The organism is Beutenbergia cavernae DSM 12333 (genome assembly GCF_000023105.1).
GTDB classification, from domain to species: Bacteria; Actinomycetota; Actinomycetes; order Actinomycetales; family Beutenbergiaceae; genus Beutenbergia; species Beutenbergia cavernae.
The window spans coordinates 1,357,805-1,378,715 of record NC_012669.1 but is presented as its reverse complement, the minus strand read 5'-3'; the positions used below and the strand labels follow the sequence as shown (position 1 = coordinate 1,378,715).

General features: G+C 74.6%; 19 protein-coding genes. 5 read left to right on the top strand and 14 right to left on the bottom strand.

Annotated features, from left to right (window positions below):
* Window positions 1–6: 6 nt before the first annotated feature.
* Window positions 7–1,236 (bottom strand): threonine--tRNA ligase, encoded by a 1,230-nt coding sequence (thrS, locus tag BCAV_RS06125; RefSeq protein WP_015881716.1) that lies wholly within the window; start codon window positions 1,234–1,236, stop codon window positions 7–9.
* Window positions 1,237–1,407: 171 nt separating this feature from the next.
* Window positions 1,408–1,812 (bottom strand): DUF3499 domain-containing protein, encoded by a 405-nt coding sequence (locus BCAV_RS06120; protein WP_015881715.1) that lies wholly within the window; start codon window positions 1,810–1,812, stop codon window positions 1,408–1,410.
* A gap of 82 nt (window positions 1,813–1,894) precedes the next feature.
* On the opposite strand from BCAV_RS06120, the gene BCAV_RS23160 reads away from it, so the two are divergent.
* Window positions 1,895–2,407: a metallopeptidase family protein gene (locus tag BCAV_RS23160; protein ID WP_342617775.1), complete on the top strand. Its 513-nt coding sequence runs from the start codon at window positions 1,895–1,897 to the stop codon at window positions 2,405–2,407.
* A 25-nt stretch (window positions 2,408–2,432) separates the two neighbouring features.
* Here the strand turns inward: BCAV_RS23160 and BCAV_RS06110 are convergent, their stop codons facing one another.
* The 3 genes from BCAV_RS06110 to BCAV_RS22920 are packed head-to-tail and all read right to left on the bottom strand — an operon-like array spanning window position 2,433 to window position 4,595.
* Window positions 2,433–3,794 carry an MFS transporter gene (locus BCAV_RS06110; protein WP_050761673.1) on the bottom strand — a complete coding sequence of 454 codons (1,362 nt, stop codon included), beginning with the start codon at window positions 3,792–3,794 and terminating at the stop codon, window positions 2,433–2,435.
* Entirely contained in the window at window positions 3,791–4,429 is a 639-nt protein-coding gene (locus tag BCAV_RS21495; protein WP_015881712.1) for an ArsR/SmtB family transcription factor, read from the bottom strand. Before BCAV_RS21495 ends, BCAV_RS06110 begins: the two co-directional genes overlap by 4 nt.
* A gap of 1 nt (window position 4,430) precedes the next feature.
* On the bottom strand, window positions 4,431–4,595 hold the full coding sequence (locus BCAV_RS22920; protein WP_015881711.1) for a hypothetical protein: 165 nt from the start codon (window positions 4,593–4,595) through the stop codon (window positions 4,431–4,433).
* A gap of 259 nt (window positions 4,596–4,854) precedes the next feature.
* Between BCAV_RS22920 and BCAV_RS06100 the strand changes: the two genes are divergently transcribed.
* Together BCAV_RS06100 and rfbD are read left to right on the top strand one after the other, a co-directional pair.
* A complete protein-coding gene (locus tag BCAV_RS06100) occupies window positions 4,855–5,262 on the top strand; it encodes a transferase (RefSeq protein ID WP_015881710.1) in 408 nt (135 codons plus the stop codon).
* Window positions 5,263–5,323: 61 nt separating this feature from the next.
* Complete coding sequence (gene rfbD / locus BCAV_RS06095; RefSeq protein WP_015881709.1) at window positions 5,324–6,178, top strand: dTDP-4-dehydrorhamnose reductase; 855 nt, start codon at window positions 5,324–5,326, stop codon at window positions 6,176–6,178.
* A gap of 57 nt (window positions 6,179–6,235) precedes the next feature.
* Here rfbD and BCAV_RS06090 read toward each other — a convergent pair whose 3' ends face one another.
* The 3 genes from BCAV_RS06090 to BCAV_RS06080 are packed head-to-tail and all read right to left on the bottom strand — an operon-like array spanning window position 6,236 to window position 11,524.
* Window positions 6,236–7,822, bottom strand: coding sequence for a DUF5719 family protein (locus BCAV_RS06090; protein ID WP_015881708.1), 1,587 nt, complete (start codon window positions 7,820–7,822; stop codon window positions 6,236–6,238).
* Complete coding sequence (locus tag BCAV_RS06085; protein ID WP_015881707.1) at window positions 7,823–11,188, bottom strand: glycosyltransferase; 3,366 nt, start codon at window positions 11,186–11,188, stop codon at window positions 7,823–7,825. It abuts the gene before it with no gap.
* Window positions 11,189–11,206: 18 nt separating this feature from the next.
* Window positions 11,207–11,524: a WhiB family transcriptional regulator gene (locus BCAV_RS06080; protein ID WP_015881706.1), complete on the bottom strand. Its 318-nt coding sequence runs from the start codon at window positions 11,522–11,524 to the stop codon at window positions 11,207–11,209.
* A 168-nt stretch (window positions 11,525–11,692) separates the two neighbouring features.
* Between BCAV_RS06080 and BCAV_RS06075 the strand changes: the two genes are divergently transcribed.
* Together BCAV_RS06075 and BCAV_RS06070 are read left to right on the top strand one after the other, a co-directional pair.
* Entirely contained in the window at window positions 11,693–12,451 is a 759-nt protein-coding gene (locus tag BCAV_RS06075) for a TIGR03089 family protein (protein ID WP_015881705.1), read from the top strand.
* Window positions 12,451–13,122, top strand: a complete 672-nt coding sequence (locus BCAV_RS06070) for a methyltransferase domain-containing protein (protein WP_015881704.1) — start codon at window positions 12,451–12,453, stop codon at window positions 13,120–13,122. Before BCAV_RS06075 ends, BCAV_RS06070 begins: the two co-directional genes overlap by 1 nt.
* Window positions 13,123–13,125: 3 nt before the next feature.
* Here BCAV_RS06070 and BCAV_RS06065 read toward each other — a convergent pair whose 3' ends face one another.
* The 6 genes from BCAV_RS06065 to galE all read right to left on the bottom strand — a co-directional run bounded on the left by BCAV_RS06065 (window position 13,126) and on the right by galE (window position 20,902).
* Window positions 13,126–13,926 carry a TylF/MycF/NovP-related O-methyltransferase gene (locus tag BCAV_RS06065; RefSeq protein WP_015881703.1) on the bottom strand — a complete coding sequence of 267 codons (801 nt, stop codon included), beginning with the start codon at window positions 13,924–13,926 and terminating at the stop codon, window positions 13,126–13,128.
* A 9-nt stretch (window positions 13,927–13,935) separates the two neighbouring features.
* Window positions 13,936–15,219 (bottom strand): LicD family protein, encoded by a 1,284-nt coding sequence (locus BCAV_RS06060; RefSeq protein ID WP_015881702.1) that lies wholly within the window; start codon window positions 15,217–15,219, stop codon window positions 13,936–13,938.
* Window positions 15,212–15,883, bottom strand: coding sequence for a class I SAM-dependent methyltransferase (locus BCAV_RS06055; protein WP_015881701.1), 672 nt, complete (start codon window positions 15,881–15,883; stop codon window positions 15,212–15,214). The genes BCAV_RS06060 and BCAV_RS06055 overlap by 8 nt, the downstream gene beginning before the upstream one ends.
* A gap of 89 nt (window positions 15,884–15,972) precedes the next feature.
* A complete protein-coding gene (locus BCAV_RS06050; protein ID WP_015881700.1) occupies window positions 15,973–17,127 on the bottom strand; it encodes a glycosyltransferase in 1,155 nt (384 codons plus the stop codon).
* Window positions 17,124–19,949 carry a bifunctional glycosyltransferase/CDP-glycerol:glycerophosphate glycerophosphotransferase gene (locus BCAV_RS06045; protein ID WP_015881699.1) on the bottom strand — a complete coding sequence of 942 codons (2,826 nt, stop codon included), beginning with the start codon at window positions 19,947–19,949 and terminating at the stop codon, window positions 17,124–17,126. The genes BCAV_RS06050 and BCAV_RS06045 overlap by 4 nt, the downstream gene beginning before the upstream one ends.
* Window positions 19,946–20,902 (bottom strand): UDP-glucose 4-epimerase GalE, encoded by a 957-nt coding sequence (galE, locus tag BCAV_RS06040; protein ID WP_015881698.1) that lies wholly within the window; start codon window positions 20,900–20,902, stop codon window positions 19,946–19,948. Before galE ends, BCAV_RS06045 begins: the two co-directional genes overlap by 4 nt.
* Between the last annotated feature and the right edge of the window lie 9 nt (window positions 20,903–20,911).

The following is a 20,911-nucleotide window of genomic DNA, read 5'->3' as shown; positions in this document are numbered from 1 at the left end:
CCGCCCTCAGCGCGCAGCGTGCGCGGCGGGCACCCGCCGTCGCTCCCGGATCTCCGCCGCGAGCTCCCGCACGAACGCGGCGACGGCCGGTGCGGCCCGTACCTGGGTCGCCGGCGCCGTGACGTCCACGGTGCCGGACGCGAGCTCGCCGTCGCCCAGCACCGCGAGATAGGTGTCGCGGCGCTCGCGCGCGTCCCGGATGCGCCGTCCCAGCGAGCCGTCGTGGCTGACCTCCGCGCGCACGCCCGCCCGGGCGAGCTCGTCGCGCAGGGCACCGGCGGCGTCGGCGTGGCGGTCCGCCACCGGGAGGACGCGCACCTGCACCGGGGCGAGCCAGGTCGGCATCCGGCCGTCGTGGAGCTCGACCAGCAGCGCGGTCATGCGCTCCATCGAGCTGAGCAGGCCGCGGTGGACCAGCACGGGGCGGTGGCGCGCGCCGTCGTCGCCGGTGTAGGTGAGGCCGAATCGTCCGGGCATCTGCTCGTCGACCTGCACGGTGGACAGCGTCTCCTCGCGGCCGCGGGCGTCCGCCACCTGGACGTCGATCTTGGGGCCGTAGATCGCCGCCTCCCCCTCGACCCGCTCGTACGGCAGGCCCAGCTCGTCCAGGGCCTCGCGCAGGTACCGCTCGCTGCGGTGCCAGGACGCGTCGTCGCCCAGGTAGCTGCCACTGTCGCCGCGCACCGACAGCCGGTAGTACGCGACGTCGATGCCGAGCACGTCGTAGCAGTGCCGGATCGCCCGCAGCGCGAGCGCCACCTCGTCCGCGACCTGGTCGGGCGCGCAGAACGAGTGCGCGTCGTCGAGGTTGATCTGCCGCACGCGGGAGAGGCCGCCGACGACGCCGGACAGCTCGCTCCGGAACATCGAGCCCACCTCCGCCAGCCGGAACGGCAGGTCGCGGTAGCTGCGGCCCTCGGCGGCGAAGACCTGGGTGTGGTGCGGGCAGTTGACGGGTCGGAGCACGAGGCTCTCGCCGCCGAGCGGCATCTCCGGGAACATCTCGCCGGAGAACTTCGCCCAGTGCCCGGAGCGCTCGAACAGGGAGCGCTTCGCGAGCACGGGGGTGTACACCCGCCGGCACCCCGAGGCGAGCGCCTGCTCGAGCGAGAACGCCTCGAGCTCCCCGCGGATGACGGCGCCGTCCGGGAGCCAGAGCGGCAGCCCGGCGCCGACCTCGGCGCTGGTGGCGAACAGGCCGAGGTCGCGGCCGAGCCGTCGGTGATCGATGGTCATGGTGCGGCTTCTCCCGGTTCGGCCCAGAGAGGTCGAACCTGCGAAGACGACGAACGCCCCGGGGTCGACTCCCCGGGGCGTGGTGGTCCGTCTGGGTGCTAGACGAGCGACGTGCGCCGGAGGTCCTCCGGCGTCGTCGTGCGCTGCACGTGACGGTTCATGGCGCCGAGCCTACTCGCCCTCGCCGCGCAGCACCCGGAGATGGCCACGCCGCCCGGTCTCGGGGGCGGGGCGGGGCATGGTGACCGGGGCGGGCGCCGCGGACGAGCCCGGGCGCGCCGCCGGGGCCGACGCCGCCGGCAGGGCACGGGAGGCCTCCCGGACCGCGTCGGCCAGGGCCACGAGGTCGTCCGAGCTGGGCGGTGCCGGCGCGAACTCCGTCGCGAGCCGCACGACCTCCCAGCCGCGCGGCGCCGTCAGACGCTCGGCGTGCTGGCCGCACAGGTCGTAGGAGTGCGGCTCGGCGTGCGTGGCGAGCGGCCCGAGGACCGCCGTCGAGTCCGAGTACACGTACGTCAGGGTCGCCACGGCCGGCTGGGAGCACGTGGCACGGGTGCACTGACGAATGGGCCTCACAGGCGACGACGGTACCGCGCGGGCCCGACATCGCGCCGTCGGGCACGCCGCCGGAGCGGACGACGCGCCGTACGCTGGCACCGTGACGCGTCAGCACCGTGAGTCGCGACGGACCCCGCGCCGCCCCTCGCCCGCCCCGGAGGTCGACCCCACGGCGCTCGCGATCCCGTCGCGGCGCGGCTCGCGCCGGCGGGACCGCCGCGGCCGTGGGCTCCGCGGACCCCTGCTCCCCCCGACGATGCCCGCCGCCCGCACGCGGGCGCAGCGGTTCGACGACGCCGTGCTCGACGCCGTCGAGGACCTCGAGCGCCGGTGGGAGAAGGAGCTCGCCGGGATCGAGTTCGGCGTCGAGGAGGTCCCACCGTCGGACCCGGCGCCCTGGGAGGACGGCGGCGTCCCGCTCGGCCGGTATTTCCCCGCCGACGCCGTCTCCGGGCTCGGGCACCGCGTCGTCGTCTACCGGCGACCGGTGGCCGCCCGGGCCGAGACCGACGTGGAGATCGCCGTCCTGGTGCGCGACGTCGTCGTCGAGCAGGTCGCGCACGTCCTCGGGCGCACGCCGGAGGAGATCGACCCCGACTACCACGCGGGGTGATCCGGCCCCCGGGGCGGCCCCGAGGTCAGGGCACGGCAGGTCGCGCGCCGTCCGGCGTCAACGGCCGGCAGGCCACGGCGCACGCCACGATCACCACGGCGCACACGCCCAGGAGCAGCCGGTAGTCGACGACGGCGATGACCGCCGCGCCGACGAGGGTCGCGAGGGTCTGCGGGCCGTTGAACGACAGGTTCATCGCGGCGGAGGTCCGTCCCTGCAACGTGGCGGGCGTGACACGCATGCGGTACGTCGAGACGCCGACGACGACCCACGGGATCCCCAGCCCCACCACCGAGAGCGCCAGGGACGCGAGGGGCAGCCCCGCCGGATGCCCGGCGGGGACCAGCAGCACGACCAGGACGCCGAACGCGAGCCCCAGGCCCATGTCGAGCAGCCCTAGCCCGACGAGCCGGCGCTCACCGATCCGGCGCACGATCGCCGCCGAGGTGAGTCCGCCCACGAGGGCACCGAGCCCCTGCACGGTGACGGCGATGCCGAGCGCCTGCACCCCGACCCCGATCCCCTGCTCGAGCATCGGGAAGATCGCCACGTTGAGCAGGCCCGTGATCCCGAACGCCACGGCGATGACGACGGTGAGCAGTCGCAGCGTCGACTCTCCCGCGAGGGTCCGGAACCCCGCGCTGACCTCGTGCCAGTACCCGCCGCGTTCGTGGGCGGGCTGGGGCGGCGTCTCGGTGAGGCGGATCGTGAGCAGGAGCATCGCGGTGACCACGAAGCACGCCGCGGTCAGCACGAGCACGGCCTGCGGGCCGGCGAGCGCGTACAGGCCGGTGCCGAGCAGCGGGCTGACGAGGCGCAGACCCTGGTCGATCGTCGAGTACATCCCGGTCGCGCCGGGCAGCTCGTCGTCGGACAGCATGTCGCGCAGCAGGCCGGACTGCGCAGCCGCGGTGACGTACCCCGCGAGCCCGTAGAGGAACGTCGCGACGTAGATGACCCAGACGTCCCCCGGACCGCGCACCGCGAACATCGTGAGGACGACGACGGCGGTCGCCAGGTTGGCGAGGACGAGGAGCCGCCGGCGCGACATCCGGTCGGCGATCTGCCCGGCCAGCGGCGCGAGGAGGGCCGGCAGCCCGAGCGCCGCGAACACGAGCCCGGCTGCGCCGTCGGACCCGGTGAGCTCCTTCACCCAGACGGCGAGGGCGAGGTACAGCGCGCTGTCGCCGAGGTTGGTGGTGATCCACGCGAGCGAGAGGCGGCGGAACGGCGCGTGGCGCATCGCGAGCGGCAGGCGCGAGGCGCGCCCGGGGCGTCCTGCGGGCGCTGGGTCGCCGGCGGGCGGAGCGGGGTCGCTGGCGGGCGGCGGCGGGACGGGAGGTGCGGGCGGCGGCGGACCGACGTCGCCAGCGACCTGCTCGCTCACGCCTGCCCGCCGCGTGCGGCGTCGTCGGGCTCGGGGTTCAGCGTGACGAACAGGCGGCCGACCCGGGCACCCTCGGGGCGCTTCGAGGGGTCGTCACCCCGACCGGCGAACCGGTCGGTGATCCTCTGCAGCTCGAGGGCGAGCGCCTTCATCTCCTCCGCCGAGGCCCAGAACCTCGACGTGGTGATGGTGACCGCGTCGATCCACTCCGGGTCGGACAGCGCGCCGCGCGAGAGGACGTCGACCACCCGGGCGGCCTCGCGCTGGACGACGACCGATCCCACCGCCCCGGCCTGCGTGACGGAGTCGAGGTCGGTCGGGTCGGGCCGCAGGTCACGGTTGCGGTGGGCGGGCCGCCACGGCTTCTCGCGCCCGCGGGGGGCGCCGCGCTCCACGAAGCCGGCCTTCTCGAGCGATCGGAGGTGGAATGAGCAGTTCGCCACGGTCTGGCCGGTCCGCTCCGCGACCTCGCTCGCGGTGGCCTCGTCGAGGTCGTCGAGGATGTCCAGGATCTCCATGCGGAGCGGGTGGGCGAGCGCCCGCATGACCGAGGGGTCGGAGGTGCGGAGGTCGGGCCGCTCGGAGCGCGGAGCGGGCGAGCCCGCCTCGTGGCCCGCGGCGGCGTCGGGCGCCACCTCAGAACCGCCCGAAGTGCGTGGCGGCGTCGGCGTGGATCCGGTCGAGACGGCGCTCGGCCAGCTCGGCCTCGCGCAGGTCGCGGTGGCGCTGCTCGTTGGTGGGCGTCGCACGCAGGACGGGCGACGTGGGGCTGTAGCGGGAGGGGTGTCGGCGACTGGTCACTGTCGGCTCCTTCGGACGTGACGCCGGGCTGCTCCGGCGTCCTGGATGCAACAGTACTTGCGCAACGTCTCTTGCGCAAGAGTCATTGCGCAATGAGTCTTGCGCGCGCGGTCGGGCACCGTGCGAGCCGCAGCGCTCCGCGGCTCGTAGCGCGACGGGCCGCACCCTCGCGGCGGCCGCGCGACTGTGGGAGCCCTCACGCCCGGGGCGGGAATCCTGCCGCTGTGCCGTTCGTTATGTCAGGCAGGATGGAGGACTCATGGTGAAGAAGTACGAAGACCTCGAGCACGACGACGGCACTGTCGTGCGGTACCGACGGCACGAGAACGGCGGCGGTCTGGTCGCGGCGGGCGCGCATGTCGACGCCAGCGCGCACCTCGCACCCACCGCCTGGGTGGATCCCGGCGCGACGGTGGCCGCGCACGCTCGGATCGGCGCCGGCGGATGGGTCGAGTCCGGTGCCTCCGTGGGCGTCGGGGCGCACGTCGCCACGAGCGTCCACCTCGGTCACGACGCCCTGGTCGGAGCCGGGGCGAGGATCGGCAGCCGCACCCGCGTGGGCGCGGGCGCCAGGATCGCCGCGCGCGTCGTCGTCGAGCCCGACTCCGAGATCCCCGACGGCGCGCTGGTGCGACGCGGGACGGCGTCGTACATCCGCGCAGCCTGACGCTCCGTAGGCTGGGCCCGACGCCGCGCCGAACCGCAGCGGCCCAGCCCGGAGGCCACGCATGCGCATCCTCGTGACCGGCGCCGGCGGCATGCTCGCGCACGACGTCGTCGCCCGCCTCGACGCCGAGCACGAGGTGCTCCCCCGCGCGCGCCGGGACCTCGACGTCACGGACGCCGACGCCGTGCGTCGTGCGGTGGCCCCCGGCACCGACGCCGTGATCAATTGCGCCGCGTGGACGGCCGTCGACGACGCCGAGTCCCACGAGGGTGCCGCCTTCGACCTCAACGCGCTCGCCCCGGCGCACCTCGCACAGGCCTGCACGGCCGTCGGGGCGCGGCTGGTCCAGGTCTCGACCGACTACGTCTTCGACGGAGCCGCCGCGCTCCCCTACGGCGAGGACGCCCCCCTCCGCCCGGTGTCCGCCTACGGGCGCACGAAGGCGGCCGGCGAGTGGGCCGTCCGAGCAGCCGGCGCCGACCATCTCGTCGTGCGCACCGCGTGGCTCTACGGCGCCCACGGCGCCTGCTTCCCCCGCACGATGGCGCGCCTGGCCGCGGAACGCGAGCGGATCGACGTCGTCGACGACCAGCTCGGGCAGCCGACGTGGACGGCGGACGTGGCCGACGTCGTCGCGCGCCTCCTCGAGCGCGGGGCACCCGGCGGCACGTACCACGCGACGGCGTCCGGGGAGGTGAGCTGGTACGGGTTCACGCGCGAGATCGTCGCGTCGCTCGGCCGGGATCCCGCCATGGTGCGCCCGACCACGAGCGCCGCGTTCTCGCGGCCCGCGCCGCGGCCCGCGTACTCGGTGCTCGGCCACGAGGCGCTCGTGCGTGCCGGCCTCGCGCCAATCGGCGACTGGCGCGAGCGCTGGCGCGAGGCCGCGCCGGCGGTGCTCGGCGGCCCCGCGTGAGCGCCGCCGCGACGTCTACCGCGCCAGACGCGGCACCGGCGCGCAGCCGCACACTGCTCAGCCCGGGCCGAGCCGCACGTCCACGCTCTGGCGCTGATCCGGGTCGGGCGTGACCGGGAGGATCGAGAACATGGTGCCGTCGCCGGGTTCGGCCGACAGGAGCATGGCCCCGGACACCGCGCTCGGGCTCGCGAGCCGGACGCCCAGCACACCCTCCCCGAGGTCGGCGACGTCGAGCGTCTCGCTGGAGCGCGCCGCCACGGTGAGGTCGACGGGGTCGGTGGTGCCGCCGTCCCGGCCGTAGCCGGTGACGCTCACCGTCACCGCCTCCGCGCCGGGGTTCCCGACGACCAGCCTGGCCGCCTCGACGACGTCGCCGCCCGTGTCGGCGACGACGGCTCCCGACGTCACCGGGTCGACCGCGGCGACCCAGGCCCGCTCGACCACCGGCTGGTCCGGGTCGTCCTCGCCGGGCTCCCCCACGCGCACCAGGGACGCCCCGGCCGTGACCGGCACGTCCGACGTGAGCTCGGCCGTGTACCAGCCGGCCGGCAGGCCCGCGAGCGACACGTCGGTCACCGTGCCCGGCTCGAGCACCTGGTCCTGCGCACCCGGCACGACGTTCTCCCCGTCCGCGCCCAGCAGCCGCAACGTCACCCTGGCACGCTCGTCGCCGGGGTTGAGCACGCGCAGCACGCTCGGCTCCGGGTCGTCGACCTCGGTCTCGGCCAGCGTGATGCCGGGGACCAGCAGCGAGGTGGCCGGATCCGCCGCGGCGCTGACCAGGTCCGTGCCGCCGGCGACGAGACCCCGCAGCTGCGACTCCTGGAGCGTGGCGCTGACCCGGCCGCCCGCGGCGTCCACGCGGACGGCGATCCGCTCCTCGCCCGTGGCGACCGCCTCGAGCAGGATCGCCGTCTCCTCCCCCGGCGCCACCAGCAGACCGCTGGCCCGCTCCATCGCGAGCGGCCCGGTCGCCCCCCACGCCGTCACGGTGACCGTGGCCGGGGTCGTGCCCGGGTTGGCGAGGACGAGCCGCGTGCTCGCCCCGAGCGCCGTGCTGCCGCCGACCAGCCACACCGTCGACGACGCCGGGAGGCACGGCGCGGCGACGAGGCCGCGCAGGTCGCCGGCGTCGGTCCGGGCCAGCGTCGCGCCCACCCCGAACGCCGACCTGTCCCCGACCGGGTCGGCGCGCACCACTCCGGCGCCCGCGACGTCGGCGACGCTCGCCACTGCCGCGTCGCCTCCGGCGTCCAGCGCCGTCCCGCCGTCGGGAGCGAGCGGGCCGATCGTGCCGGCGGCTGGCGCGTCCTCGTCGTCACGGCGCAGGGTCAACCCGTCCTGCCGCACCTGCGTCTGCGCGGGTGCGGCGTCGAACTCCGGGTCGTACGTGATGTCGCCGCCGAGGTCCGCGGTCGCCAGGCGGGGCGGGCCCGGGCAGACGAGGGCGAGCTCTGACGGCGGCACGTCCACCCGGGTCGGCGGGACCACCTCACCCGGGCCGGCGTCGTCGGCCGTCCCGATCGCCGTGACGGCCGCGACGCCGGCCAGCACGACGAGCGCGCTGGACGTCGCCCCCAGCCGGCGCAGGGCGGTGCGCAGCCGCGGTCCGATGCGGGATGTCACGGGCGGGGTGGCCATCTAGTCACTCTCCCGTCGGCGGCGGGTGGGAAGGGCGAGCAACGCCGAGAGCGCGAGAACCGTGACGACGGCGACGCCCCACGGCACCCGCCACGGGCTGTCGTAGGTCACGCGGAGCTCCCCGCCGAGACCGGCCGGCACCGTGAACCCCTGCTCCCAGCCGTCGGCGGTCGCCTCCAGCTCGGCGGAGCCGATCGTGGCGCGCCACCCGTCGTCCGCTCGCTCCGCGAGCACGACGATGCGCTCCACGCTCGCCGCCGGGAGGTGCCCGCCGGCCCGGACGAGGCCCGCGGCGACGACGGCAGCTCCGTCGTCACCGGGCGTCACGATCCGGGCGCGCGAGCTCCCGACGTCGGCAGCGACCCGCCAGACGACACCCGAGGCGTTCTCCGTGACGCGTTCGAGCCCGGCGGTCGCGTCGAGGCTCGCCACGAGCCGCGCCCGCGCCGTCGTGTCGTGCCCGGGCGCGACGCGGGAGTCGAGCGGCGGCACGACGACGACGCCGACGGCGTGCGCGGCGAGCTCGTCGGCCGCCGCGTCCGAGGACGCGGCGAGCAGGGCCGCGAGCCCGGCCAGGGCCGTGTCGGCGGCGTCGGGCGCCGCGGGCACACCCTCGCGCGGCGCGCCCGAGACCGCCCGCGCGGTCACCGGCGACGTCGCGTCGAGGAGCTGCGGGCCGTTGTCCCGCCAGAGCTGCACGCGCAACCCGGCGTCGTCGGTCGAGATCGCGAGGACACGCGCGCCGGCGGTGCTCTCCTGGAGCTGCCGGCCGAGGGCCGGCACGGGGTCGGCGCCGCGCGGCTCGACCGCGAGCGCCGGGCTCCCCGGTGACTCCTCGGCGCGCACCGACCATACCCAGGCGGCGGCCGTCGCCAGCGGGGCCAGCACGACGACCACCGTGACGACTCCCGCGGTGAGCTGCCGCCACCCGAACGCGCGCTCCGTCAGCCAGCCCCGCAGGCCGTCCCCGGCACTGACAGCGGCCACGAGCAGGCCCAGCACGACCACCGACGTGCCGGGGCCCGCCCAGCCGTACGCGACCTGCGCGTTGCCGTCGGCGGCCGTCCCGACGCCGACCTCCGTGCGCGAGGCGACGAGCGCGGCGACGAGGCCGATCCCCGTGACCAGCCAGCCGATCCGGACCGGCCGGATCTTGCCGGACCCGCGCAGCAGGGCGACGAGGCCGGCGAGGACGAGCGTCCCCGAGGCCACCAGCGGGACCACCGCCCCCGCCCCGGCCGCGACGCCCGGCCAGGCCGCGGGCTCGACCGGCCAGCCCAGCAGCTGCCACCAGGCCGGTCCCGCGTCCACGGGCTGCGGCAGCCCGGGCTCGGACACGAGCAGCCGCCACGCGTCGGGCGGCCCGGAGGTGACGAGCGCCCCGGTGAGCCACGGACCGAGCAGGGCGAGCGCCGGGGCGAGCACCAGGAGCAGGCGCGTGCGGCCCGCGTGACGCCCGCGGCGCCGCGGGCCGACGGCGATCACCAGGACGACGAGCGCGAGCACCCCGACGCCCAGGAGCACCGGCGCACCCGCGCACGCGACGGCGAACGCCAGCCCGGCGGCCGCAGCAGCACCGATCGAGCCTGCGCGGGGCCGCGCGACGGGGACGACAGCGGTCGGGGTCGGCGCCTCGTCGTCGTCCGCGTGGGCGCGCTTCGCCCCGACCATCCCCGAGAGGACGACGTCGCGGCGCTGGACGCCGAGGGCCCGCGCGACGCCGAGGGCGACCCAGGGCAGCGCGAGGTGCGCGAGCAGCGCGCCGATCCGGCCGGACGACGTGGCGAGCAGGAGCGGCGGCGCGACCGCCCACACGAGCGCCGCCCAGCTCCGCAACGGGACGGACCGGCTCGCCGCACCGGCCGCGAACCAGGCGCCCAGAGCCGCCAGCGGCACCGACCCGACCACCAGCACGGTGACGGCGACGTGCGGCGGTGTCCCGAGCGGTCCGCCGAGCAGCGTCGTCAGCGCCGCGAGCACCACGGTGAACGGGTCCGGCGGCCCGGAGTACCCGTCCGCGCTCGTCACCCACCACGAGGTCGCCCGGGTCCAGAGCGTGGCGACGTCGCCGTCGACCGGGAGCAGCGAACCACCGACGAGCGCCCCGGCGAACGTCAGCGACCCGAGGGCGACGGCCGCCACGGCCACAGCCACGGCCAGGACGACGGCGAGCCCCCCGCGGCGTCGTCGGGCCATCGCCGCGCGTTCGGCGATCTCGAGCTCGCTCGGGGCACGCGCCGCGCGCCGCGCCTCGGCCCGTTGCAGGCGCTCGTCGCGACGGGCCCGCCAGAGCTGGGTGTTGCTGACCAGGAGCGGCCGCAGGGCGCGGCGCGGCACCCGGGCCGTCACTGCCGCCCTCCGCCGGGACCGGGCGACCGGCCCTACCCGGGCGAGGACGGCGAGGGGCGCGCGCAGCTCGGCGCCCACGAGCCCGATCTCCTTCGTCGCGACGCGCAGGAGCATCCGCACCGGGGCGACGAGCAGCATCCACAGGAAGGCCGGCACCACCATCGGCCCGGAGACGCCGGTGAGCCGGCCGTGCAGCAGCGCTCGCCGCCGCGCCTCCCAGCTCCGGCGCTCGTCCGGCGTGCGCGGGGCGGTGCGGCGCTCGGTGTCGGCCTGCGCCCCGTTCCGGCGCTCCCGCACCCCGAGGTAGGACGCGCGGGCGTGCCGCACCCGCGCACCGGGGACGACGACGACGCGGTGCCCGGCCAGCCGCGCCCGACGGCACAGGTCGACGCCGTCGCCGAACGGGCCGAGCTCGGGGTCGGGCCCGCCGAGGGCGGTCCAGACGTCGCGGCGGACGAGCATGCCGGCCGTCCCGACGGCGAGCACGTCCTCCCGCCCGTCGTGCTGCCCCTGGTCGATCTCACCGTCCTCGACGCCGGTGAACCGGCGCCCGGTGGGCGTGGTGGTGACGCCGACCGAGACGAGGTGGTCCGGGCGGTGCCACTCGGTCTGCTTCGCGCCGGCGACGGCGACCGACGACCCCTGCTGCACCACGCGCAGCTGCGCCGCGAGCGCGTCGTCGTGGGGTGCGGAGTCGTCGTGGAGGAGCCAGAGCCACGGCTGGGCCGCAGCGGCGTCGGGAAGCTGGCCGAGGACGGCGCGGACGGCGCCGCCGAAGGTGCGTGCGCGGGGTGCGGCGCGGACGTCGGCGTCCGGCAGGCCCGCCTCGCGGGCGACGTCGCGGACGGCGCGGACCTCGCGCTCCACGGTGCTGACGACGACGACGTGGTCGGGACCGTGCTCCTGGGCGGCGACGGCGCGCAGCGTGTCCAGGAGGTAGCTGGTGACGCCCGCGGCGACGACGACTGCGAGGACGCCGGGCTGAGCGGGCTGCGTGTTCTCGGGAGTGTCCGCCATGAGCTCTCGCGGCGCGCGCTAGATCGCGCGGCGCTTGAGCTTACGACGCTCCCGCTCCGACAGACCGCCCCAGATCCCGAACCGCTCGTCGTGCGCCAGCGCGTACTCGAGGCACTCCGCCCGGACTTCGCAGGACGTGCAGACCCGTTTCGCCTCGCGGGTCGACCCGCCCTTCTCCGGGAAGAACGCCTCCGGATCGGTCTGGGCGCACAGCGCCCGCTCCTGCCACTCGAGTCCGGTCGCGGTGTCGGCCCCCTGGCCCCACGGTCCCGCTCCGAGCCCCGAGCTCCAGTCGTCGGGTGAGGCGAGTGGTCCCTCACCGAGGATGTTCCACATCGGAACCTCCCCTCTCCTGCTCGTACCCGCCGTCGGCCCCCGGCGAGCTCGTGCATGAATTACACGCGTGTCATCCACCCGAAGTCAAGCCCAGACGTGATATTGGGCTGCCGTACCACGGACCCGCCGGACGCGCGAATCGGCGCCGTTCGACCGTACCGTGTGCAGATGCCGCACCCCACATCCGCCCGTGACGTCCTCACCTCGCTGACCGCCGTGGACGTTCCGTCGGCGCCACGTCTCACGTGGTACGCCGGCGACGCCGAGCGGGTCGAGCTGTCCGGGCGCGTGCTCGCGACGTGGGTGTCGAAGGCCACGAACCTCCTCGTGGAGCTGACCGACGCCGGGCCCGGGACGCGGGTCCTCCTCGACCTGCCGCCGCACTGGCGCGCCGTCGTGTGGGCGCTCGCGACCTGGACGGCGGGCGGATGCGTCGTGCTCCCGCACGAGGAGGGCGCCGACACCGGCGAGCGCGGCCACCCCGGCGCCGACGTCGTCGTGACGACCCGCCCTTCGGCGTACCCGGGACATCCGGAGGTCGTCGCCGTCGCGCTCCCGGCGCTCGCCATGGCGTTCGACGCCGACCTCCCGCCGGGCGTCACGGACGGCGCCGCCGAGCTCATGTCGTTCGGGGACTCCCCTGGCTATCTCCCGCCGCTGGATCCGTCCGCGCCGGCGCTCGCGCTCTCGTCGTCGGGCGACGACGGCGTCGCGCACGACGGCCTGCTCGCCGCGGCCTCGGAGGCGGCCGGGTCGGACTCCGGAGCGCGGGTGCTGCTCGCGCCCACCGACGCACGCGCCGCGGTGCTCGGCACCCTGGGCGTGCTTGCCACCGGCGGCTCGGTGGTCCTCGCGGAAGCGGCGCTCGGCGCGGACATGCAGAGCGATATCGCCCGCGCCGAACGGGTGACCGCCATACTCACCTGATGCACCACAGCGCGCGCCGCCAGATGGCACTGTGTCTCGAGACCCACCTCGACCCCGCGCGCAGCTATCGCATGGTCGAGGTCGGCTCGGCCATCTCCCGCACTCAGACGAAGACGCACCGCGATCTCCTCGAGCCCTATCGCGTGCGGTACATCGGCGTGGACATCAAGTCCGGCCCCAACGTCGACCGCGTGATGCCGAACCCGTACACGATCCCGGTCCCCAGCCGGTCGGTGGACATCGTCATCAGCGGCCAGACGTTCGAGCACATCCCGTTCCCGTGGGCGACGGCGATGGAGATCCGGCGGATCCTCGTTCCGGGCGGGCTCCTCATCGTCACCGCCCCCTCGCGCGGGAACCGGCACGACGTGTACGACTGCTGGCGCTACTACCCGGACGCGGTTCGCGCCCTGGCAGCGTGGTCGAACCTCGAGGTCCTCGAGGCATACACGGACTTCCCGCCGATCCGGAGCGACTCGCAGGTCCGGCACCACTACGCGAGGATCACCCAGAGTCACTATTGGGGCGACACCGTCGGCGTCCTGCGTAAGCCGTCGGGGCGGACGAGCCTGCGCACGCGCACGTTCTCGGCCCTCGTGCGGCTGTGGGCGAATCGTCATGCCGACCTGGAGCGCGTCCCGCTCCCGCCGGTTCCGGCCGGTCGTCTCTGACCGTCAGGGCTTGACGGCGATCCGGCCTTCGTCCATCCGCTGGAGCAGGAGCCGCTCCCCCGTGATCTCGAGGAACTCGTCGACCGCCTTGCGGGCACCCTGCCAGTACCCGTAGTCGTCGATGAGCAGGACCCCACCGCTCACCAGCCTCGGGTAGAGGTGCTCGAGCTCGTGCTTCGTGGAGGCGTACCAGTCCGTGTCGAGCCGCAGCACCGCGATCTGCTCGGGCGCCTGCTCGGGCACCGTGTTCTCGACCATCCCCTGCACGAAGTGGATCCGCTCGCTCGGGTACGGGACGTCGTCGAAGCCCGACCGCACGTCGTCCAGCGTCGCGTACGCCCAGATCCCCCGATCCTTGCTGAGGCGCGACAGCATGTACTCCGCGGAACGTCCGTCGTGCCGGACGTCCTCCTTCGTCGGGGGCGGCATTCCCTCGAACGTGTCGAAGAGGTACAGGTCGCGGTCGGTGGCGCCGAGCTCGGCCAGCGTCAGCGCGCTCGCCTGCATCGATCCCCCGCGCCACACCCCGCACTCCACGATCGCGCCGGGCACCGCGTAGCGCGTGACGTACCTCGTGGCGAGGATGAACGCGTGGAGGCGCTCGGGCGACGTCATCGTCCGCGGACGGACCCGCTGGATGACCGCGCGGGCGGCGTCGTCATAGTCCTTCGGCAGCGGGCGCCCCGCGGGGAGGTGACCGTTCCCGTTCGCCGTCCCGTTCGCGGTCCCGTTCACGGCCGCCCGAGTGAACTGGTAGCCGGTGGTCCGTCGTAGGACCTGGTTGACGGACTCACGCCACCCCATGCGGCCTCCTCATGCCAGATCGGCGTAGGGCTTCTGGTTCCACGCGTGCGCGTGTCCGGGGTCGGGGGTGCGCCAGCTCTTCCCGTAGAGCACGTCGAGGTACTCGAGCGGGTTCCGCGGCAGCGGGCACTCGAGGTCGAGAACCCGGGCACGCGACACGGGAAACATCAGGTCCCGGGTCAACGAGCCCCGCTTGCCCGGGTACCACGAGACGTCGTCGCCCTCGAACAGCCCGACGAAGACGTCGACGTGCAGCTGCCCCGGGCGCCCGACCCAGCAGTGAGCCATGTGGCGCCCGCTCACCTCGTACCCGAGCGCCGACAGGTACATGTCGATCAGGTCCAGGCCGTCGGCGATCCGCGGCACGTCCGACTGCTCGAACCCGATGATGATGTCGAGGTCGTCGTCGTGCGGGATGAAGCCGCCGTCCCGCACGACGCCGAGCACGGAGCCGAAGCCCAGGCTGACCGCCGGCGAGATCTCGCCCAGGTCCCGGATCACCTCGAGCGCGAACGCGAGGTAGTCGCGTCGCTCGTGTCCCGACCAGAACCGGAAGGAGCGCTTGATCCCGTGCACCGTCCACTCGATCCGGCGCGGGTACAGCAGCGCCTCGTTGCACAGCGAGCGGAAGAGCGACCTCTCCGCGCGGGTCACTCCGGCCACGGCCTTCAGCCCCTCGTGCGCGCCGTGGTAGTCGAGCGTGGCGATCTTCGTGAGCACGACGGCGAGCTCCCGTGCCGCGGGTGCAGCGAGGGCCGGTGCGTAGGTGCGCCACGCCTCGACGCTCGCCGCGAACGCCGCGCGGCGTTCCCGCGCGTCATACCGCACCTCGCCGTCGACGAGCACGCGCAGGTTCCGCGCCCGCGCGGCCGTCTGCGTGTGGACGTTCCGCAGGACGAGACGGCGCAGGTGCACCGGCTCCGAGAAGACGATCTCCGCCCAGGGCCGCTCCTCCCGCTCGGTGTGCAGCGCCGTCCCGTGGCCGTCTCCGGGATCGAACACCGTGCGGTCCGTGATCTCGGGAGGGAGTCCCGGCCAGGCGCTGCTCGTGCGGCACGTGGCGAGATCGACTGCCGGGGCCGTGGCGCCGTCGCCCTCGACGAGGATCGAGTGCAGGTTGAGGAACTCGGTGTCGTCCAGCTCGATCCGCACCGACGAGACGCCCTGCAGGTCCAGCGCGAGGCTCAGCACGCCGGACGCGTCGAGGAAGGCGAGGTCGGGATACGTGGCGAGCGGACCGTCGCGGAACGCAGCGACCAGGGCGGCGACATCGACCCCGGCGTCGTCAGTCACGGGTCAGGCACACCCTCGCCACGTACGCGTCGTCGTTCTTGTACTTCGCGAAGCCGAAGCCCTCGACCGCGTACGTGATCGTGAATCCGTGCTTCACGAGGTCGGCGTTGAACCGCGCGGGATCCACGTACCTCCGGTAGTGCTGCCCGGTCACCTTCTCGAGGCTGACGTCCCGGACGGAGCGGTACTCGAGCGCGACGACGTCGCCCGGGCGGGTGAAGTCCCTGATCGAGCTCAGGAACGCCGCCTCCTCCTCGTCCGTGATCGCGTGGAGGAAGAACCGCGCGTACACGGCCGTCGGCAGGTCGCCGTCCGGCAGCAGCTCCGCGAACCGGGGCTCGAGGATGGACGCGCGGACGAAGTCGCCGCCCAGGGCGAGCTGGTCGGCTCGGTCCCGGCACCGCTCGATCGCGACCTGCGACGCGTCGATGCCGACCACCTGGTGCCCGTGGAGCAGGAAGAACAGCGAGTCGCGTCCGTTGCCGCAGCCGACGTCCACGACGCGGTGCGGGCCGCCGAGCTCGCCCGCCACGAAGACCGCGAACTGGGAGGGGACGGGAAGTCCCGAGCTCCCCGACCGGGCGTAGTACGTGTCCCAGTACTCAGCACGGCTGGTCGGCGACGTCAGCGGGACGGTGGTGGGCGACGACGTCGTCGAATCCACGGGCTGCTCCTCGGGCGGTGGGGGAACCGGCTCCGCGGCGGTGCCGCGTCCTGGAACGCTAGCCACCGCCCCGGAGTGTGACAAGGACCTCATCGGACGAGCTCCGAGAAGAGTCGCTCCCACGCGTCGAGCACCGAGTCGAGCGAGAACTCGCTCTGCATCCGGCGGTGGGCGTTGCGGCCGTAGGCGAGGCGCACCTCGCGCGAGGCCATGAGCGTGGCCAACCCGTCGGCGAGTCGCTCCAGGTTGTTCAGCGGCACTGTCAGACCCGTCACGCCGTCGACGACGATCTCCCTGATCCCCGGCGAGCAGTCGTACGCGACGCTCGGCACCCCGAGCGCGCTCGCCTCCATCAGGGCGAGCGGGAGGCCCTCGAACTGCGACGACTGGGCACTCACGGCGGCACGGGCGAGAACGTCGTGGGCCTGCGCCGTGGGGCCGTTGAGACGCACCGTGCCGCGCAGGCCGAGGTCGTCGATCAGCTCCTCCAGCAGGGAGCGTTCGGGCCCCTCGCCGTACAGCTCGAGCCGCCAGCCCCGCGTCACGTCGTCGTCCAGCGCGGACCACGCCCGGATCAGGTGGTCGAGGGACTTCTGCCTGTCGTACCGACCGAGCGAGACGACGACGCCGTCCTCGAGGTCCGCCTCGGGAGCGACGGGGACGGTGACGGGGTTGACGATGTGCCCCATGTTGTTGAATCCGGCCTCGCGGAACAGGGCGGCGTCGGCCTGCGTGAGCACGAGGAACGCGTCAGCCGCGGTGTACGCCTCGCGCGCCCGCGCCAGGTCTCGCGAGCGGGCCGCCGCGGAGTACGAGTTGTGATACTGCACGACCTCGGCGCAGCGTCGCCGTTCCGGAGCCAGCGCCTCCCCGACCCGCTCACGCGCGTAGAGCTGGGTCACGATCACCACGGTGTCGTCGTCGTAACCGGCGAAGCGCTCCGCGGCAGCGGACTCCACACGGCGCCGGAACCGGTGCAGCGCACCCGGCAGCTCGCGACGACGTCGTCCGCCCGGGAGGCCGTCGGTCGCCGCGCCCGGTGGGAGCTGCGGCGCCAGCGTCCACGTCGGCACGTCCGCCGCGTAGCGCATCGTCGCGCCCGCAGCAGGCTCCGCGGCACCGATCTCGACGGCGTAGCCGCGGGCGAGCAGGCCGCGGGAGAGGGCGTCGCAGAATCGGGACACGCCACCGAGGTCGCCCAGCTGGTTCTGCAGGAGCACCACGCGCCGGATGGGCCGGCTCACCGCGTCGGCTCCAGCAGGTAGCCGGCGGCACGGTCCGCGGCCTTCCCGTCCTCGATCCCGCAGTACCGCTCGACGAAGAGCTCGTGCTGGGGGCCGACCTCGCCGTCGTCGAGCCCGCGCCGCACGGCCGGATAGAACTCGTCCTCCGTCTCGACGACGTCGCCCGGCGCCTCGGTGCGCAGGTCGAAGTACGTGCCGCGCGAGCTGAGGACGTAGTCGTCGTAGTCCGGCGCGAACGTCACGATCGGGCGGCGCAGGAGCGCGTAGTCGAACATCACCGAGGAGTAGTCGGTGACGAGGACGTCCGCCACGGCGTACAGCTCGTTGATGTCGGGGTGCCGCGAGACGTCGAGGCACCAGCCCTGGAACCTCGCGGGGATCTCGAACCTGTTGAGGTAGTGCGAGCGCACGAGGAGGACGACGTCGCCGCCGATCTCGTCGATCCACCGGTCGAGCTGGAACGGGAGCCGGGCCACCGACTCCCGACGGCCGACGCGCTCCCGGAAGGTCGGCGCGTAGAGGACGACGCGGGCGCCGTCGGGGAGGTCGAGCAGCGCACGCACGCGTGCGGCGTCGATCGCCTCCGTCACGAGCGGGTCGTTCCGCGGGCTGCCGTACCGCAGCAGGTCGCCGCGGAAGTCGAACGCCGGCACGAAGACGCGCTCGAAGTACGGCCCCGGCACCACGAGGCCGTCCCAGGCGCGCACGTTCCGGCGCAGCCTCGAGCGCTGTTCCGGGTCGAAGAACTGGACCTCGTCGAGCCCGAGCCGCTTGAGCGGGATCCCGTGCCAGGTCTGGAGGTAGACCTGGCCGGGACGCTTGCGGAAGTACCGGGGGAACGACTGGTTGTCGACCAGGTAGCGAGCCCGCGCGAGCATCCTGACGTAGCCCCACGAGCCACGGCGCACGATGTGCGACGGCGCCACCTCGCGTGCGGCAGGTGAGCCCGGCTCGGCGCTCCACGCGAAGGTCAGGTCGGGCCGCAGGCGCCGCAGGGCCTCGTACACCTGGCGCGGGCTGTCCTGCGTGCTCTGGCCGAGGTACGACTCGAAGAACGCGAGGTCCTCCTCCAGCGGGAGCCGGCGCAGGGCGGCGTACGCCGCGCGTCCCAGGGGTCCGGTCGGTTCGAGGGCCGCCCGCCCGCGCGCGGCCAGGCGCTGCACCGGGGCCAGCGCGGCCTCCGCTCGCTTGCCGGCGGCGCGCACGGCGTGCCCCCGGCGGGTCGCCTCGATGCGCAGCTCGATCGGCTCGTACGGCTCGGTCTCGAGCACCCAGCGGTCACCGAGCGCCCGCCCCAGCGCCGATCCGTCGCGCAGCGCGAGCTGGTTCGCTGCCCGCCCGGCGCGCAGCGGCCCCGTGCTCACCGAGCCGGAGGCGAGGCGGGTCACGACCACCGGCGTGCGCGGCTCCCACTCCCGCAACCCGCGGCGGGCGGGAGCGTCGATCCGCGCGGACCACCTGATCACCGACCCGGTGGCCTCGGTCGTGGCCGGGTGCCGGGCGAGCACCGCGCCGGACGGCGTGCGGACCTCCACCACGAGCTCGGCCAGCTCTGCCTCGAGGCGGCCGACGGGATCGGACGTCACGCCGTCGAGCACGTAGCCCAGACCGCTGTGCCGGACGGAGACGACCTCGTGGCAGTACGGCATCGCCGGGTGCGGGATGCGCACGAGTCGCGGGTCGACGGTGAGCAGGTCGCGCTCGGCCGTTCCCTCCGGCGGCGGCGTGTCGCCCTCGCGCGGGGTCCAGACCTCGGCGCTGCCGGCACGCGTGAACCGGCCCGTCATCGCGCCGGACTGCGCCCCCACGACCGCCTGCCGCGCGCCGTCGACGTCGCCGTCGAGCACGCAGGCGTACAGGAACCGCTCGAACGGCGTCAGCGCCGCGACCGCCGGGAGCCCCGCGGCGGCGACGTACGGCCGGATCGCCGTGACGACGGCGTGCGCCCACGCGTCGTCCGCCGCCGCCATGTCGTTGAGGTACAGGCGGAGATGGTGCGTCAGCACCTTGCGTGCCTGCTCCGCCTGGACCTCGGGGCCGCACACCGCGTAGGCCTCCGCGACCCGGTCGAGGGCCGCGAGCCGGTCGGCGAGGTTGCGCTCGCTCATGCGCTGGTTGGTGATGGAGCGCCGGACCTCGCTCGCGTAGACGTGCCAGTTGTAGACGAGCTCCGGGATGATCGCGATGCTCGGCGCCGTCGTGTACAGGCGCGCTGTGAACACGAGGTCCTCGTAGTGGATCCCCTCCGGGAACTGCAGGCCCGAGTCGAGCAGGAACTGACGCCGGTAGAGCTTGTTCGTCGAGACGGTGTCGTGCAGGAGCTCGGGGAACTCGTCGAGCGAGCGGACCACGCGCGGCTCGGCGTACAGGTTGCCGTACCAGGGCGACCGCACGCCGGTGTCCACCTCGACGCGCTCCGTCTTGCCCGACACGACGTCCGCGCCCGTCGCCTCCGCCGCCAGGAGGAGGTTCTTGCACGCGTGACGCTCGAGCGTGTCGTCCGAGTCGAGGAACATGACGTAGCGGCCGCGGGCGTGGCTCAGGCCGACGTTCCGTGGCGCGCCGCAGCCGCCCGAGTTCTGCGGCAGTCGCTGGTAGGACACCCGGGCGTCCTCGGCGGCGAGCGTCGCGACCAGGTCGGGCGTGCCGTCCGTCGAGTGGTCGTCGGAGACGATCACCTCGAGGTTCTTCAGCGTCTGGCCGGTGACCGAGCGCACGGCGTCCGCGAGGTGCTCGGCGTCGTTGAACGAGATGACGACGACTGTCACGTCGGGGCGCGCCTCGTCGCCGCGCTCTGCCGGTTCGCGTCGGGCCGCCGTCATGCGGTGACCCCGGCGGTCCACGCGCTGCCGACGATCGCCCGCAGGTCCCGGGAGGCGCGCCAGCCCAGCACGGCCTCGATCTTCCCGACGGCGCCGATCACGGCAGCGGGGTCGCCGTCGCGCGGGGGCCCGATCTCGTAGTCGACGGCCTGACCGGACACCTCGCCCAGGGTCGTCAGCACCTCCAGCACGCTCGACCCGACGCCGGTGCCGACGTTGAGCACGTCGTCGTAGCCGGCCGGGGCGGCGACCACGTGGTCCAGCGCGGCGAGGTGGGCGTCGGCGACGTCGCTGACGTGCACGTAGTCCCGCACGCAGCTGCCGTCCGGGGTGTCGTACCCGTCGCCGAACACCGAGACGGGCCGGCCCTGCCGTGCGTGCTCGACGGCGATGGGGACGAGGTTGCGCGCGCCATGGTCCCGCAGGCTCGGGTCGGCGGCACCGGCCACGTTGAAGTACCGCAGGCTCAGGGCACGGATCCTGTAGGCCGCCGCGGCGTCGGACACCGCCCACTCGCCGACCACCTTGCTGCGGCCGTACGGGTTGATCGGACGCAGGTCGGCCGACTCGCTGACGACGCCGGAGGCCTCGCCGTAGACCGCCGCGGAGGAGGAGAACACGAGTCCGCCGACCCCCGCGTCGCGCATCGCCGCCAGCACGGTCGTGACGCCGACGACGTTGTCCCGGTAGTACGCGACGGGGTCGTGCACGGACTCCTCGACGCTCTTGCGTGCCGCGAAGTGGACGACGGCGTCGCTCCCGCCGAGCACCTCGGCGAGGGCAGCGTCGTCGCCCGACGTGACGGTGAGGAGGTGGAGCTCCGCCCCCTCGACGCGTGCGGCGTCGCCCGTCGAGAGGTTGTCGACGACGACGACGTCGTCGCCTCGGTCCAGGAGGAGCCGCGTGACGTGGGCGCCGATGTAACCCGCTCCGCCCACGACGACCACGCGCATTCCCGGATC